This window comes from Pseudomonas sp. UF-293 (assembly GCF_058245595.1).
In genome coordinates this window covers 100,219-115,726 of the sequence record NZ_JBSICA010000006.1, presented here as the reverse complement: position 1 = coordinate 115,726, position 15,508 = coordinate 100,219, and the positions used below count along the sequence as shown (strand labels likewise).

13 protein-coding genes are annotated in these 15,508 nt (G+C 60.9%); 8 read left to right on the top strand and 5 right to left on the bottom strand.

Annotation, left to right across the window (positions count from 1 at the left end; translation table 11 throughout):
• Window positions 1–197 precede the first annotated feature (197 nt).
• The 7 genes from AC4IHP_RS09445 (at window position 198) to tauD (ending at window position 8,544) form a co-directional block, all read left to right on the top strand.
• Window positions 198–2,522 (top strand): Tex family protein, encoded by a 2,325-nt coding sequence (locus tag AC4IHP_RS09445; protein ID WP_460122899.1) that lies wholly within the window; start codon window positions 198–200, stop codon window positions 2,520–2,522.
• Entirely contained in the window at window positions 2,522–2,905 is a 384-nt protein-coding gene (locus AC4IHP_RS09440) for a PaaI family thioesterase (protein WP_024011182.1), read from the top strand. The genes AC4IHP_RS09445 and AC4IHP_RS09440 overlap by 1 nt, the downstream gene beginning before the upstream one ends.
• Before the next feature lie 245 nt (window positions 2,906–3,150).
• A complete protein-coding gene (gene gshA, locus AC4IHP_RS09435; RefSeq protein ID WP_460122895.1) occupies window positions 3,151–4,734 on the top strand; it encodes a glutamate--cysteine ligase in 1,584 nt (527 codons plus the stop codon).
• A gap of 208 nt (window positions 4,735–4,942) precedes the next feature.
• Window positions 4,943–5,920, top strand: coding sequence for a taurine ABC transporter substrate-binding protein (tauA, locus tag AC4IHP_RS09430; protein WP_460122892.1), 978 nt, complete (start codon window positions 4,943–4,945; stop codon window positions 5,918–5,920).
• A 16-nt stretch (window positions 5,921–5,936) separates the two neighbouring features.
• Window positions 5,937–6,731 carry a taurine ABC transporter ATP-binding subunit gene (gene tauB / locus AC4IHP_RS09425; protein WP_490831556.1) on the top strand — a complete coding sequence of 265 codons (795 nt, stop codon included), beginning with the start codon at window positions 5,937–5,939 and terminating at the stop codon, window positions 6,729–6,731.
• Entirely contained in the window at window positions 6,728–7,561 is an 834-nt protein-coding gene (gene tauC / locus AC4IHP_RS09420) for a taurine ABC transporter permease TauC (protein ID WP_490831555.1), read from the top strand. Before tauB ends, tauC begins: the two co-directional genes overlap by 4 nt.
• Before the next feature lie 140 nt (window positions 7,562–7,701).
• Window positions 7,702–8,544, top strand: a complete 843-nt coding sequence (tauD, locus tag AC4IHP_RS09415) for a taurine dioxygenase (RefSeq protein ID WP_490831554.1) — start codon at window positions 7,702–7,704, stop codon at window positions 8,542–8,544.
• A gap of 160 nt (window positions 8,545–8,704) precedes the next feature.
• Here the strand turns inward: tauD and mgrA are convergent, their stop codons facing one another.
• The 3 genes from mgrA to AC4IHP_RS09400 all read right to left on the bottom strand — a co-directional run bounded on the left by mgrA (window position 8,705) and on the right by AC4IHP_RS09400 (window position 13,361).
• A complete protein-coding gene (gene mgrA, locus AC4IHP_RS09410) occupies window positions 8,705–9,742 on the bottom strand; it encodes an L-glyceraldehyde 3-phosphate reductase (protein ID WP_460122880.1) in 1,038 nt (345 codons plus the stop codon).
• Between the two features lie 72 nt (window positions 9,743–9,814).
• Entirely contained in the window at window positions 9,815–11,134 is a 1,320-nt protein-coding gene (locus AC4IHP_RS09405) for an LLM class flavin-dependent oxidoreductase (protein ID WP_490831553.1), read from the bottom strand.
• 1 nt (window position 11,135) lies between these two features.
• Complete coding sequence (locus tag AC4IHP_RS09400) at window positions 11,136–13,361, bottom strand: TonB-dependent receptor (RefSeq protein WP_490831552.1); 2,226 nt, start codon at window positions 13,359–13,361, stop codon at window positions 11,136–11,138.
• Window positions 13,362–13,564: 203 nt separating this feature from the next.
• Between AC4IHP_RS09400 and AC4IHP_RS09395 the strand changes: the two genes are divergently transcribed.
• On the top strand, window positions 13,565–14,602 hold the full coding sequence (locus AC4IHP_RS09395; protein WP_490831551.1) for a LacI family DNA-binding transcriptional regulator: 1,038 nt from the start codon (window positions 13,565–13,567) through the stop codon (window positions 14,600–14,602).
• 38 nt (window positions 14,603–14,640) lie between these two features.
• Here AC4IHP_RS09395 and AC4IHP_RS09390 read toward each other — a convergent pair whose 3' ends face one another.
• Both AC4IHP_RS09390 and AC4IHP_RS09385 read right to left on the bottom strand, forming a co-directional pair.
• Window positions 14,641–15,042 (bottom strand): type II toxin-antitoxin system HicB family antitoxin, encoded by a 402-nt coding sequence (locus AC4IHP_RS09390; RefSeq protein ID WP_039756416.1) that lies wholly within the window; start codon window positions 15,040–15,042, stop codon window positions 14,641–14,643.
• A 59-nt stretch (window positions 15,043–15,101) separates the two neighbouring features.
• Window positions 15,102–15,284 (bottom strand): type II toxin-antitoxin system HicA family toxin, encoded by a 183-nt coding sequence (locus tag AC4IHP_RS09385; RefSeq protein ID WP_460122868.1) that lies wholly within the window; start codon window positions 15,282–15,284, stop codon window positions 15,102–15,104.
• Window positions 15,285–15,508 lie beyond the last annotated feature (224 nt).

The following is a 15,508-nucleotide window of genomic DNA, read 5'->3' as shown; positions in this document are numbered from 1 at the left end:
TTTGCGCCAGGCAACGTCTGAATCGTTACCGTAAGTGGCCGGTATTTTTTCCGGCCCTGTGCAGCAACTGTTCGATTTTACGGGTCAATGGGCTGCCTCTTGATCCAGGCAGCGGCAATCTACTAGCCGCTCAATCAGCCTCCAGGCCTTTATCTGCGTGCCTGAGAGCCTGCTTTCATACTATGTCAGGTGGTTTTATGGACAGCATCAACAGCCGCATCGCCGAGGAACTCGGCGTACGCCCACAACAGGTCGAAGCGGCCGTCGCGCTACTCGATGAAGGTTCTACCGTTCCCTTCATCGCCCGTTACCGGAAAGAAGTCACCGGCAGCCTCGATGACACCCAGTTGCGTCATCTGGAAGAGCGCCTGCGCTACCTGCGAGAACTCGACGAACGGCGCATCAGCATCCTCGCCAGCATCGAAGAGCAAGGCAAACTCACTCCTGCCCTCGAGCGCGACATCAAGCTCGCCGACACTAAAACCCGTCTCGAAGACTTGTACCTGCCGTACAAGCAGAAGCGCCGCACCAAGGGCCAGATCGCCCTCGAAGCCGGCCTCGGTGAACTGGCCGACGGCTTGTTCAACGACCCGAACCTGTCGCCGGAAACCGAAGCCGCGCGCTTCGTCGACGCCGAAAAAGGCGTGGTCGATGTCAAGGCTGCGCTGGAAGGCGCCAAGTACATCCTCATGGAGCGCTTCGCCGAAGACGCCAGTCTGCTGGAAAAGCTACGCAATTTCCTCAAACAGGAAGCGATCCTCAGTGCCCGCGTCATCGCCGGCAAGGAAGAGGAAGGCGCCAAATTCCGTGATTACTTCGAACACGACGAGCCGCTGAAAAGCATGCCGTCGCACCGCGCGCTCGCCATTTTCCGTGGCCGCAACGAAGGCATTCTCAGCTCTGCGCTGAAAGTCGGCGATGAGCTGCCCGGCACCATGCACCCGTGCGAAGGCATGATCGGCCAGCAGTTCGGCATCCAGAACCAGAACCGCCCGGCGGACAAATGGCTGGGCGAAGTGGTGCGCTGGACCTGGAAGGTCAAGCTCTACACCCACTTGGAAACCGACCTGCTGGGCGAGCTGCGCGACGGCGCCGAAACCGAAGCGATCAACGTCTTCGCACACAACCTGCACGACCTGCTGCTGGCCGCTCCGGCTGGCCCGCGCGCAACCCTGGGCCTCGACCCGGGCCTGCGTACCGGCTGCAAGGTGGCCGTGGTCGACTCGACCGGCAAGCTGCTCGATCACGCCACGGTTTACCCGCACGTACCGCATAACAAGTGGGATCAGACCATCGCCATTCTGGCCGCCCTGTGCGCCAAGCATTCGGTGGACCTGATTGCCATCGGCAACGGCACTGCCAGCCGCGAGACCGACAAGCTGGCGATCGAGCTGATCAAAAAATATCCAGCAATGAAAATGACCAAGGTCATGGTGTCCGAAGCCGGCGCCTCGGTGTACTCGGCCTCGGAACTGGCGGCCAAGGAATTCCCCGATCTGGACGTGTCGATCCGTGGCGCCGTGTCGATCGCCCGTCGCCTGCAGGACCCGCTGGCCGAGCTGGTAAAAATTGATCCGAAATCGATCGGTGTCGGCCAGTACCAGCACGACGTCTCGCAGCTGAAACTGGCGCGCGGTCTGGATGCCGTGGTCGAGGATTGCGTGAACGCCGTAGGCGTGGATGTGAACACCGCCTCCGTGGCCTTGCTGGCGCGGATCTCCGGTCTCAACGCAACGCTGGCGCAAAACATCGTTGCTCATCGTGACGAACACGGCGCGTTCAAAACCCGTGCAGCGCTGAAGAAAGTCGCGCGTCTGGGCGAAAAAACCTTCGAACAGGCCGCCGGTTTCTTGCGCGTGATGAACGGCGACAACCCGCTGGATTCGTCGGCGGTGCACCCGGAAGCCTATCCGCTGGTGCAGCGCATTGCCGCTGAAACCGACCGCGACATTCGCTCGCTGATCGGCGATGCCGCGTTTCTCAAGCGTCTGGATCCGAAGAAATTCACCGACGAAACTTTCGGTCTGCCGACTGTCACCGACATCCTGCAAGAACTGGAAAAACCCGGTCGTGATCCACGTCCGGAGTTCAAGACCGCCGAGTTCCAGGAAGGCGTCGAGGACCTCAAGGATCTGCAACTGGGGATGATCCTTGAAGGCGTGGTGACCAACGTTACCGCGTTCGGTGCGTTCGTCGACATCGGCGTGCATCAGGACGGTCTGGTGCACATCTCGGCGCTGTCGGAGAAGTTCATCAAGGACCCACGCGAAGCGGTCAAGGCCGGTGACGTGGTGAAAGTGAAGGTCATGGAAGTCGATATCCCGCGCAAACGCGTCGGCCTGTCGATGCGCATGAGCGACACTCCGGGCGAGAAGGTCGACGGCGCCCGTGGCTCGCGTCCGGGCTCGGCACCGCGCCAGTCTTCGGGCAACGCGCCGCGCAAGGAAACCGCCACCGCCGCGCCGGTGAACAACGCGATGGCCTCGCTGTTCGCCAACGCCAAACAGTTGAAGAAACGCTGATGGACATGCCGGCCGGGCTCGTCGAGAGCGCGTTTTTCAAGCTGTTGGGCTGTCGCCTGCACAGTCTCGAAACCGGGGTGGCGCAAGTCGCCCTGGCGCTTGAGCCCGAACTGCGCAACCGTGGCGGCAAGCTGCACGGTGGCGCGCTGTTCAGTCTGGTCGACATTGCCATGGGCCTGGCGTGTTCCAGCAGCCATGGCTTTGATCAGCAGAGCGCGACCATCGAATGCAAGATCAACTACATCCGCGCCGTCTCCGACGGCGAGGTGTTGTGCACGGCGCGGGTGATTCATCCGGGCCGGCGCACGCTGGTGGTCGAAGCCGAGGTGATGCAGGGCGACAAACTGGTCGCAAAAGCACAAGGCACCTTCGCTGTCCTGTAGATGTTGCTCATCATTTTGAGTTAATTTCGGCGCAACGAATCCTGTAGGAGCTGCCGCAGGCTGCGATCTTTTGATTTTGTTTTTCAACAGCAAGATCAAAAGATCGCAGCCTGCGGCAGCTCCTACAGGTATGTGTGCGGCTGACAGGCTAGAAAACCAGGCGATAACGCCAGTTTCAACTTCACCCTTGTAGACCGTCCTGCCCACCCCCATATTGGGGCGACTGACGCGTGAAGGAATCCAAATTGAGCGAACTTCTCAACCGCCGCCTGGCTCTGCTCGGCGAGCGCGCTAACCTCTCTCTGCTCAAGCAGTGCCTGCACGGTATCGAACGTGAATGCCTGCGCGTGACCAGTGAAGGTCGCCTGGCGCAAACGCCGCACCCCGAAGCCCTGGGTTCCGCGCTGACCAACGAACAGATCACCACCGACTACTCCGAGTCGCTGCTGGAATTCATCACGCCTGCCCTGCCGGATCCTGCCGACACGCTGGCGAGCCTGGACAAGATTCATCGTTTTGCCTACAGCAAACTCGGCAACGAGTACCTGTGGAGTCCATCGATGCCGTGCCCGTTGCCGGCCGAGGAAGACATCCCGATCGCCTATTACGGCACCTCCAACATCGGTCAGCTCAAGTACGTCTATCGCAAGGGTCTGGCCCTGCGTTACGGCAAGACCATGCAGTGCATCGCTGGGATTCATTACAACTTTTCCCTGCCGGAACAGCTCTGGCCATTGCTACGCGAAGCCGAAGGTTTCGTCGGCACTGACCGCGACTTCCAGTCGGTGTCCTACATCGCCCTGATCCGCAACTTCCGTCGCTACAGCTGGCTGCTGATGTACCTGTTCGGAGCCTCGCCGGCGCTGGACGCCGGCTTCCTGCGCGGGCGTTCGCACCAGCTCGAACAGCTCGATCCGGACACGCTGTATCTGCCGTACGCGACCAGCCTGCGCATGAGCGATCTCGGTTATCAGAGCAACGCCCAGGCCGGCCTGACACCGTGCTACAACGATCTGGCGAGCTACACCGACAGCCTGCGCGAAGCCGTGGCCACGCCGTACGCGCCGTACGTGGAAGTCGGCACGCACAAGGATGGCGAGTGGGTGCAACTCAACACCAACATCCTGCAGATCGAAAACGAGTACTACTCCAACATCCGCCCGAAACGCGTGACCTACACCGGCGAGCGGCCGATCCAGGCGCTGATGGCGCGCGGCATCCAGTACGTCGAAGTGCGCTGCCTGGACATCAACCCGTTTCTGCCGATGGGCATCGACCTCAGCGAATCGCGCTTCATCGACGCCTTCCTGCTGTACTGCGCGCTGAACGACAGCCCGCTGCTGACGAACACTTCGTGCGGCAACGCCACCTCGAACTTCCTCAGCGTGGTCAAGGAAGGTCGCCGTCCGGGCCTGCAATTGCAGCGTGACGGTCAGCCGGTCGAGATGAAACAGTGGGCGGCGGAGCTGCTGGAACAGATTGCTCCGCTGGCGGCCATGCTTGATCAGAGCGTTGGCGGTGATGCCCACAGCAAGGCGCTGGATGCGCAACTGGCCAAGGTCAACGACCCGTCGCTGACACCATCGGCGCAGGTGCTGGCCGCCATGGCCGAGCACAAGGAAAGCTTTGCGCAGTTCTCCCTGCGCCAGAGCCAGGCCCATGCCGAGTTCTTCCGCAGCGAGCCGTTGGCAGCTGACGAGCAAGCGAGGTTTGAAGAACTGGCGCGCGCGTCGCTGGCACAGCAGACCGAGCTTGAGCAGAACGAGGTCGGCGATTTCGATGTGTTTGTCGGCGCGTATCAGGCGAGCATCCTCGCCATTAGTAACTGATATAGAAGATCCTTCGGCCCTTTTCGCGAGCAGGCTCGCTCCCACAGAGGAATTCGTCTCCTGTGGCAGCGAGTCTGCTCGCGAACGGCCGCTGCGCTTAGATTTTTCCGCTCATAAGCTCATTCGAAAAAGTTATTTATTTCGCGATTCTTAGATCATTTAGTCTCCACTCATGCCGACATTCGGTCGCCTGATCTGGAGCTCTCAATTGAAACTGAATTTCCCGCTTCGCCTGCTCGCCGCCGCCTCGCTGGCCGCTGCAAGCTTCCTGGCCCAGGCGGCCGATCTCACCGTTGCCTACCAGACTACCGTCGACCCGGCCAAAGTCGCTCAGGCCGATGGTGCATACGAGAAAGCCACCAAGGCCGACATCAGCTGGCGCAAGTTCGATAACGGCGCCGACATCATCGCCGCCATCGCATCCGGCGATGTGCAGATCGGCTATCTCGGTTCGAGCCCGTTGACCGCTGCGATCACCCGCAAGGTACCGGTAGAAACCTTCCTGATTGCCACGCAGATCGGCGCCGCTGAAGCACTGGTCGCGCGCGACGGTTCCGGCATCAAGACTCCGCAGGATCTGATCGGCAAGAAAATCGCCGTGCCGTTCGTGTCCACCGGGCACTACAGCCTGCTCGCCGCGCTCAAGCACTGGAACATCGACCCGTCGAAAGTCACCGTGCTCAACCTCGCGCCGCCAGCGATCATCGCCGCGTGGAAGCGCGGTGACATCGACGCCACTTACGTATGGGATCCGGCACTGGGTGTGGCCAAGGAAAACGGCACAGTGCTGATCACCTCCGGCGAACTGGCCAAGTTCGGCGCGCCGACCTTCGACGCGTGGATCGTGCGCAAGGACTTCGCCGAGAAGCACCCGGAAATCGTCACCGCGTTCGCCAAGGTCACCCTCGACGCCTACGCCGATTACCGCAAAGACCCACAGGCCTGGCTGGCCAACCAGAGCAACGTCGACAAACTAGTGAAGCTGTCTGGCGCCAAGGCCAGCGACATTCCATTGCTGCTGCAGGGCAACGTCTACCCATTGGCGGCGGATCAGGTCAGTGACCTCGGCGCGCCAACCACCAAAGCCATCACCGACACCGCCGCGTTCCTCAAGGAACAAGGCAAGGTCGAAACCGTGCTGCCGGACTACGCGCCGTACGTCAGCGCCAAATACATCACCAATTGATCGGGAGATAACAGCGATGGCCTTGCTACAGCTGGAGCGCATCAGCGCACAGTACCCGGGCAGCCCGGAGCCGGTGCTGACGGATATTTCTCTGACCCTGGGGCCGCAGCAGTTGCTGGTCGCCCTCGGCCCGTCCGGCAGTGGCAAGACTTCGCTGTTGAACCTGATTGCCGGTTTCGTCGAACCGAGCGCCGGACGCATCACCCTCGACAGCGTGCCAGTCAAAGGCCCGAGCGCCGAACGTGGCGTGGTGTTCCAGGATGACGCTTTGCTGCCCTGGCAGGACGTATTGGCCAACGTCGCCTTCGGCCTCGAACTGGCCGGTGTCGCCAAGGACAAGCGGGAAAAGACCGCCCGGGAAATGCTCGCGCTGGTCGATCTCGCCGGTTTCGAAGACCGACGCATCTGGCAATTGTCCGGTGGCCAGAAACAACGCGTCGGCCTCGCCCGCGCCCTCGCCGCCGATCCGCGCGTGCTGCTGATGGATGAGCCGTTCGGTGCGCTTGATGCATTCACTCGCGAACAGATGCAGGAACTGTTGCTGCAAGTCTGGCAACGCACGGCCAAGCCGGTTTTCCTGATTACCCACGACATTGAAGAAGCGGTGTTCCTCGCCACGGACCTGATTCTGCTGGCACCGAATCCAGGGCAGATCGTCGAGCGCCTGCAATTGGATTTTGGTCAGCGTTACGCCGCTGGCGAGTCGGCCCGCGCGATCAAATCCGATCCACGCTTTATCGAAACCCGCGAGCACGTGCTGAGCAAAGTCTTCTCGCAACGCAGCGCCGTACCCCGGCAGGAGCGCGCATGAGCAGTTACGACGTAACCGCTGCGGCGGTGAAAACACCTTCGGTGAGCATCCCGGTGCGCCGCAGCCTCAGCACCCGCTGGATCAGCCTGCTGACCCTGTTCGGCCTCTTGGCGATCTGGTGGGCGGTGACCGCGGCCGGCCTGATCGAACCGTTGTTCTTGCCACCGCCTTCTGCCGTGCTGCAAAAAAGCTGGTTGCTGGCGACCTCGGGATACATGGATTCGACGCTGTGGCAGCACCTGGGCGCCAGCCTCAGCCGCATCGGTCTGGGTCTCGCTTTTGCGATTCTGACCGCCGTGCCGGTGGGCATTGCCATCGGCGCCAACCGCATCGCCCGTGGTGTGCTCGATCCGCTGATCGAGTTCTACCGCCCGATCCCACCGCTGGCATATCTGCCGCTGATCGTGATCTGGTGCGGGATCGGCGAGTTGTCGAAAGTGCTGCTCATCTATCTGGCGATTTTCGCGCCGATCGCCATCGCCACCGCGACGGGTGTGCGTACGGTTGATCCGGCAAAACTGCGCGCGGCGCAGTCGTTGGGCGCGACGCGCGTGCAGTTGATTCGTCATGTGATTTTGCCCAGCGCTCTGCCGGACATTCTCACAGGCGTGCGCATTGGTCTGGGGGTTGGCTGGTCGACGCTGGTCGCGGCTGAACTGATCGCGGCCACCAGTGGCCTGGGTTTCATGGTGCAGTCGGCCGCGCAATTTCTGGTCACCGACGTGGTGGTGCTGGGAATTCTGGTCATCGCCCTGATCGCCTTCGCCATGGAAATGGGCTTGCGTGCCCTGCAGCGCAAACTCGTGCCATGGCACGGCCAGGCGCACTAAAACATCTTTTGAATCCCCCCTGTAGAAGCTGCCGAAGGCTGCGATCTTTTGACTTTGATCTTTACCAAAACAAGATCAAAAGATCGCAGCATTCGGCAGCTCCTACAAATGGTGGTTTCACCGAATTGAAGAGAACGACCATGAGCACCCTCAACATCACCCCGTTAAGCTCGGCCCTCGGCGCGCAGATCAGTGGCGTCGAAATCAGTCAGCCGCTGAGCCTGGAGCACCGCGACGCCATCGAACAGGCGCTGCTCAAATACCAGGTGCTGTTCTTCCGCAACCAGCCGATCGAGCCGGCGCAACAGGCACGTTTCGCGCATTATTTCGGCGACCTGCACGTTCACCCGATCTACCCAAACGTACCGGAACAACCGGAAGTACTGATCCTCGACACCGCCGTCACCGACGTGCGCGACAACGCGATCTGGCACACCGACGTGACCTTCCTGCCGACCCCGGCAATGGGCGCGGTGCTCAGCGCCAAGTTGCTGCCGGAGTTCGGTGGCGACACGTTGTGGGCCAGCGGGATTGCTGCGTATGAAGCGTTGTCGGCGCCGCTGAAAGGCTTGCTCGAAGGGCTGACTGCAACCCACGATTTCACTCGCTCGTTTCCACTCGAGCGCTACGGCAATACACCTGAGGCGCTGGCTCAGTGGGAAGAGGCCCGACGCAAGAATCCGCCGCTGTCGCACCCGGTGATTCGTACGCATCCGGTGAGCGGCCGCCGATCGCTGTTCGTCAGTGAGGGGTTCACCTCGAAGATCAACGAGCTTTCGGAAACCGAAAGTGAGGCAATCCTGAAGTTTCTGTTCGCCCACGCGACCCGGCCGGAATTCACCATCCGCTGGCGCTGGCGGAAAGACGACATCGCCTTCTGGGATAACCGCGTGACCCAGCATTACGCGGTGGATGATTACCGTCCGGCGCGGCGGGTGATGCAGCGGGCGACGGTGTTGGGGGATGTGCCGTTCTTTAAGTGATTGCTGATTTCTTCGCTGTCTGAACTGGCCCCTTCGCGGGCAAGCCCGCTCCCACAGCTAACTGTGCCGTTCACACATTCTGCGAACGACTCGACCCCTGTGGGAGCGGGCTTGCCCGCGAAGGCGTCAGAGCAGGCGCCGAGTAACCTAGCGCGTGCCGTTACTCCGCCGTCGAAGGCTTCTCCCAAAGATTGATCCCGCCCTCCTGAGCAAACCGATCAATCTCCGCCAGCTCTTCAGCACTGAAATCCAGATTCTTCAACGCGCCGACGTTTTCGATGATCTGCTCCGGCCGGCTCGCGCCGATCAGTGCCGAGGTCACTCGTGGATCACGCAGCGTCCACGCCAGTGCCAGTTGCGCCAGACTCTGGCCGCGACGCTGAGCGATCTCGTTCAGCGCCCGCACGTGAGCGATGTTGGCCTCGGACAAGTGCGAAGCCTGCAGCGAGCCGCCGCCCGGGCGATTGACTCGCGCATCGGCCGGCACACCGTTGAGGTATTTGTCGGTAAGCAAGCCTTGCGCCAAAGGGGTGAAGGCGATGACGCCCGTGCCGAGTTCATCGGTGGTATCGAGCAGATCCTTTTCCACCCAGCGATTGAGCAGGTTGTACGCCGGTTGATGGATCAACAGCGGCACTTTCCACTCTTTCAGCAGCGCGGCCATTTCGCGGGTTTTCACTCCGGAATAGGACGAGATCCCGATGTACAGCGCCTTGCCCTGCTGCACAGCGGTGGCGAGGGCGCTGGCGGTTTCTTCCAGCGGGGTATCCGGGTCGAAGCGGTGCGAATAGAAGATATCCACATAGTCGAGGCCGAGGCGTTGCAGGCTCTGGTCGAGGCTGGCCAGCACGTATTTGCGCGAACCGCCGCCCTGGCCGTAAGGGCCGGGCCACATGTCCCAACCGGCCTTGCTGGAGATGATCAGCTCGTCGCGATACTGCTTGAAGTCTTCGCGCAGCAGGCGACCGAAATTGGTCTCGGCGCTGCCGTAGGGCGGGCCGTAGTTATTGGCCAGATCGAAATGGTTGATGCCCAGATCGAACGCGGTGCGCAGCAAGGCACGCTGGGTCTCGATCGGTGTGCTGTCGCCGAAGTTGTGCCACAGCCCCAGCGACAAGGCCGGCAGCACCAGACCGCTGCGGCCAACGCGGCGGTAGGGAATGGAGTCGTAGCGGTTTTCGGCAGCGGTGTAAGTCATCGAATCCTCTCTTGTCTGTCTTGAAATGGGTGTCGATTGCTCCCGTGGGAGCGAGCCTGCTCGCGAAGGCTGTTACGCAAATCTATTGCCGGGTCGAGCCAGGCCAAGGTTCTGCCGCAACGTCCGGCCTTCATATCCAGTTCTGAACAGGCCACGCCGTTGCAGTTCCGGCACCACACCGTTGGCGAAATCTTCAAGCCCGCCGGGCAGGTGCGGCACGAGCACGTTGAAGCCATCCGCCGCGCCCTGTTCGAACCACTCTTGCAGGCGATCGGCAATCTGCGCCGGCGTCCCGACCAGGCTGTAATGCCCGCGCCCGCCGGCGATCCTGCGACCGAGTTCGGCGAGGGTCAGGTTCTCTCGCCCCGCCAGCTCGGTCAGCAGTTTCTGTCGGCTCTGCTGGCCGCTGTCAGTCAGCGGCAACGGCGGCAGCGGCCCGTCCAGCGGGTACTTCGATAAATCGAAGTTGCCCAGCATACGCCCAAGCAGCGCGACGCCCACCTCCGGTTCGACCAATTGCTGAAACGTTTCACATTTTTCTCGCGCTTCGGCTTCGCTGGCACCAACCACAACAAACACACCGGGCATGATTTTCAGCGAATCGGTACTGCGCCCGAACCTGGCCAAGCGTCCCTTGATATCGGCATAAAACGCTTGAGCGGCGGCTAGCGAGGTCTGCGCGGTGAACACCACTTCAGCGGTTTGCGCGGCCAACTCACGCCCGGCCTCGGAAGATCCGGCCTGAACAATCACCGGTTGTCCCTGTGGCGAGCGCGCGACATTCAGCGGGCCTTTGACCCGGAAATGTTCACCGACATGGTCGAGCACATGCAGCTTCTGCGGGTCGTAATAGGCGCCGCTGGCCTTGTCGCGGTGGAAGGCATCGTCCTCCCAACTGTCCCAGAGCCCGGTAACCACCTGATGAAATTCGCGGGCACGGCTGTAGCGTTCGGCATGGCCGATGTGAGCGTCGCGGCCGAAATTCAGCGCCTCGGCGGCGTTGTCCGAAGTCACCAGATTCCATCCGGCACGTCCGCCCGACAAATGATCGAGCGAGGCGAACTTGCGCGCCACGTGGTACGGCTCGTTGTAACTGGTGGTGGCTGTGGCAATCAGGCCGATGTGCTCGGTCACTGCGCTCAGCGCCGAGAGCAAGGTCAGCGGCTCGAAGTGATCGGAGCGCGCCATGCGGCTGGCGATGTCCTGGGTCGGTGCAGCGACGCTGTCGGCGACAAACAGTGCATCGAACTTTGCCGCTTCGGCAATCTGCGCCAGCCGTTTGTAATGGGTGAAATCCAGTCCCGCATCCGCCGGTACATCGGGATGCCGCCATGCCGCTACGTGATGCCCGGTGGCCATGAGAAACGCACCGAGTTTCATCTGCTTGCTCATCTCAGAAATCCTTGCGCAGTTGCACGCCGAAGTAGCGTTCGTCATCCCGTGGCACGGCGCGATAGATGTAGCTACCGCCACTGGCCAGCAACGGCGAATAGGACTTGTCGGCGAGATTCTTGCCAAGCAGCGCGACGCGCCAGCCATTGCTGTAATCGGCCAGGGCGACGCTGGCGTTCCACAGCCCGTAAGCGCCCTGTTTGGTATCGGGGTTCTGGCTGATGTCGTACTGCACTTCGCTTTGCCAGCTGTAATCGGTGCCCAGTTCGATATCGAGACCATTGTCGAGCGGGATGGCGTAGTCGGCGCGCACGTAGCTTTTCCAGTCCGGGCTGAACGGCAATGGTTTGCCGTTGACGTTGCACGACGCCGCCGCGCCGGTGGGGCAGGCGAACTCGTCGATGCGTGCGCGGGTGTAGGCCAGAGCGCCGGAGAACTTCAGTTGCTGGGTGGCTTGCAGGGCGTAATCGAGTTCGACGCCTTCGCTGGTCACGCTGCCGGCGTTGATCAGACGCGTCACTACTTGCCCGGCGACGGTGTCGAAAAAGTTCGCCTGATAGTTGTCGTACTTGCTATGGAAGATCGCCAGATTGGTGGTCAGGCGATTGTTCCAGGAGGTGGCTTTGATCCCCGCTTCCCATGTGTTGGAAGTCTCCGGTTTCAGCGCTTCGGTGTCGCGCGGCTGCATATTGAAGAACACGTTGTAGGCCGGGCCTTTGTAGCCGCGTGAATAGGTCAGGTAACTGGTGACGGTATCGCTCAGGTCGTACTGCAAACCGAGGCGACCGGACCAGCCATCTTCGTCCACCGAGCCGGAGCTGCTGGTCGCCGGTTGGATGCCGCTGACGGTGGTTGCTGATGTTGAAACGCGGCGGTGATCGTATTCCAGATCATCGTGGGTGTAGCGCAGGCCGGCGATGCCGCGAAAGTCCGAAGTGAAGTTCAGCGTGCTCTCGCCGAACACCGCGTAGCTGTCGCTGGTGGTGCTGTAATCGGCAACGCCACGGTCGGTGCGATTAGTCGTGGTGAGGGTGCGTTGATAGGTCTCGTCGTCCTTGCCGTGCATATAGAACAGGCCGCCGACATACTCGAGAAACTCGCCTTTCGGCGAAGCCAGACGCAACTCTTGCGAGTATTGGTCGAAAGCCAGATCGCCCTTGTCCGCCGTGCCGGGAAACGCGGCGGTCACGCTGCCGAGGCGATCACCATCCTGATACTGGGTGTTGTCCCAGCCGCGCCACGCAGTGATTGACGTCAGCGTGTAATCGCCCAGTTGCCAGTCGAGCTGGCCGGACAGGCCTTTGTTGATGTCTTCTATGTGAGAGCGGGTGTCGGTGTTGATGTCGCGGTTGTGGCTGGTCGCATTCACCGGACTGAGCGCGTTGGCGAAGGCCGGCGTCAGCGCTTGGCTGACGACGCCATTGGGCGCGTCGTCGTGGGACTGCATGTAGTCAGCGATCAGGGTGAAGGTGACGTCGTCGTTCGGGGTGAATTCGAGTTTGCCGCGCACGCCGCGATGGTTGTACCCGTTGACCTCATGGCCGTTGTGCTGGTTGTCGACGTTGCCGTCGTAAGTGCCGAACAAGGTGCTGATCGAGCCCTTCAGCGTATCCGGAATGAGGCTGCCGCCGAGGCCGAAACGGGTGCGGCTTTCGTTACCGCTGTAGTACGACTGATCGATGTAGCCGTGGGTTTCGGCGGTCGGTGCTTTGCTGATGATGTTGAGTACGCCGGCCGAGGCGTTCTTGCCGAACAGCGTGCCTTGCGGGCCACGCAACACTTCGACGCGCTCCAGATCGAGCAGATCCAGCGTGGCTTGCCCTGGCCGCGCATACACCACGCCGTCGATTACCGTGGCCACGGTCGGCTCGACGCCGGGCGAGGTGGAAATCGTGCCGACACCGCGCACGAATAACGAGGTGTCCTTGTTCGAAGCGCCGGTACGGAAATTCAGCGACGGCACTTGCTGAACGATGCTCGCCACGCCGTTGCGGTTGTCGCGTTCAAGCTGTTCACCGTCGAGCACCGATACCGCCACGGGTACTTTCTGCAGCGATTCTTCACGGCGAGTCGCAGTCACCGTGACGGATTTCAGGGTCGGCTCCTGATCGCTGCTGTCAGCGGCAAATACCGTGGGCAGCGGCAGCGCCGCCAGCCCGGTGAAAATCCAGCCCGCCGCGCGAATAGACTGCGTGAGTGTGTGTAATGCTCCAGGAAAATTACGCATAGGTGTTCGCTCGAAAATGGCCCTGAACCGCTGCCGTTCTGCGACGACAGCGCCTGAATCTGTCTTGGGCATTCGCTCGAGCGAGTAGCAGACAATGCGCTTTGTTAGCGCTAACATCGCAAGTATTGGCGTCCTAGGCATAGAGCGTCCAATACTGAAAAATTACTTTTATATGCAATTTGGTTTTTAAGAAGGATGGCATCTTGAGCGATGAAAAACCGCGTAAACGCCGGGGCGCCGGCCGTGTCACGTTGAATGCGGTGGCACGCGCAGCCGGTGTGTCGGCGATTACCGTGTCGCGGTATTTCAATCAGCCCGAACAGGTCTCGCCCGAGCGTCGCGAGCGCATTGCGGCAGTGGTCGCCGAGTTGGGCTACGTGCCGAATCTGGTGGCGGGCGGACTGGCCTCGGCGCGCGGAAGAATCGTTGGCATGGTCATTCCGAACATCTCCGGGCCGATTTTCGCCAACACCATTCAAGGCTTCAGCGACACTCTCAGTCGTCACGGTTATCAACTGTTGCTGGCGTCGAGTTATTTCGATATCGAGCAGGAAGAAAATGCCGTGCGCGCATTTCTCGGCTGGTCGCCGGCAGCGCTGGTGCTGACCAGCCACTTCCACAGCGCAGGCACCGAGAAGATGCTCGCCGAGGCGGATATTCCAGTGATCGAAACCTGGGATTACCAGCCGGGACGCAGGCCGATGCAGATCGGCTTTTCACATTTCGAAGTGGGCGTGACAGCGGCAAGGCACCTGCTGGAGAAAGGCTATCAACGCATTGCCTTCGTACAGAACAGCGCGCCGGGGGACCTCAGCGCACTGGAACGTCGCGATGGTTACGCGGCGACTTTAAAAGAATCCGGTTTGGAACCCTGGGTCTTCGCCCCCGACGCCAATCGCGAACCATTCGAGGCCGGCAAACAGGCAATGGACACCCTGATGAACACCACACCGCGCCCCGACGCGATCATCTTCGCCAACGACAACCTCGCCGCCGGCGGCTTGCTTGCCGGGCAACGCGCGGGTTTGAAAATCCCCGAAGACTGCGCCGTTCTCGGCTTCGGCGACTACCCGTTCGCCGAGATGCTGCTACCAAGCCTGAGCACGATCAAACCGCCAGCGCTGGAGATCGGTGTACTCGCCGCAACACGCGTGCTGGAAAGCCTTGGGGTATTGCCGAGCGACGCAGTGCAGCGGCTGAATCTGCTGCGATGCCAAGTGATCGAACGCGAAAGCACCTGACTGTGGGAGTGAGCAGGATAGCTCCCACAGAATTTCTGTCATACCGACAATTCACGTAGCGCAGCCGCCGCCAGAAATCCGGAGCGGGAACGGTAGCGCCGGTCTCGCCGGACAGTCTGGTCAATACGCTCCAGCAACTGCTCGGGCAATGTGGCATTGAAGCGCACTGATTTGCCGAAGTAAGGCGTGATGTCAAAGTCGACCACGCCCCAGATACCGCCCGCGTAATCCGGGTTATCAAGATGAGCATCAATGTCGCGCACCTGCGGCAGTGGCGCGCCATCGGCGACCAGCCCCTCGTAGTGCAGCGCCAGCGCTTCCTGCGTGTTTTCGAAAGCTTCGGCTACCGTGGCGCCTGCGGAATAACACCCCGGTACGTCCGGAATGATCACGCCATAGTCCGAGTCGGCATCCTTGTGCAGAACGACAGGGAATTTCATAAAGGTGAACCCTTCCTCTGGCAAGTTCATGATGGGCATTTCGTCTTCGTATACGGGCCTCATTTCAATCCCGCCTGTTTCAAAATGCTGTTGATCGTACCCTTGGGCAGATCCGAATCAGGGTGCTTGATTGTCACCCTTCCCTGTTTGAACGAATGCTTGTACTGGTGATGACTGCCTTTTACCGCAACCAGGTACCAACCATCGTTCTCGATCATCCTGATCATTTCCCGACTGCGCATGTCCTTCGCCCTTTTCTACAGCAAGAGCTGCAACTCTAGGGGATAAAGCGCGCATCGATACACACCATACACACCTGGATAAATAATAGTCTGTTTCGGGATCATCACAGAGGGACGGATCAACGGCGGGGCCCATTGGCAGTGCGATATTCGGCGTGCAGGCGGGGCAAAGGTGTTGTTCATGCTGCTGAGCGCCGAGTCCTGAGCAGACCCGGCACTCAGCC

Bases quoted from the DNA above. Each gene is read 5' to 3' on its own strand.
- AC4IHP_RS09445 (WP_460122899.1), top strand. From the start codon at position 198: ATGGACAGCATCAACAGCCGCATCGCCGAGGAACTCGGCGTACGCCCA.
- AC4IHP_RS09440 (WP_024011182.1), top strand. From the start codon at position 2,522: ATGGACATGCCGGCCGGGCTCGTCGAGAGCGCGTTTTTCAAGCTGTTG.
- tauB (WP_490831556.1), top strand. From the start codon at position 5,937: ATGGCCTTGCTACAGCTGGAGCGCATCAGCGCACAGTACCCGGGCAGC.
- tauC (WP_490831555.1), top strand. From the start codon at position 6,728: ATGAGCAGTTACGACGTAACCGCTGCGGCGGTGAAAACACCTTCGGTG.
- tauD (WP_490831554.1), top strand. From the start codon at position 7,702: ATGAGCACCCTCAACATCACCCCGTTAAGCTCGGCCCTCGGCGCGCAG.
- mgrA (WP_460122880.1), bottom strand. From the start codon at position 9,742: ATGACTTACACCGCTGCCGAAAACCGCTACGACTCCATTCCCTACCGC.
- AC4IHP_RS09405 (WP_490831553.1), bottom strand. From the start codon at position 11,134: ATGAGCAAGCAGATGAAACTCGGTGCGTTTCTCATGGCCACCGGGCAT.
- AC4IHP_RS09400 (WP_490831552.1), bottom strand. From the start codon at position 13,361: ATGCGTAATTTTCCTGGAGCATTACACACACTCACGCAGTCTATTCGC.
- AC4IHP_RS09390 (WP_039756416.1), bottom strand. From the start codon at position 15,042: ATGAAATTCCCTGTCGTTCTGCACAAGGATGCCGACTCGGACTATGGC.
- AC4IHP_RS09385 (WP_460122868.1), bottom strand. From the start codon at position 15,284: ATGCGCAGTCGGGAAATGATCAGGATGATCGAGAACGATGGTTGGTAC.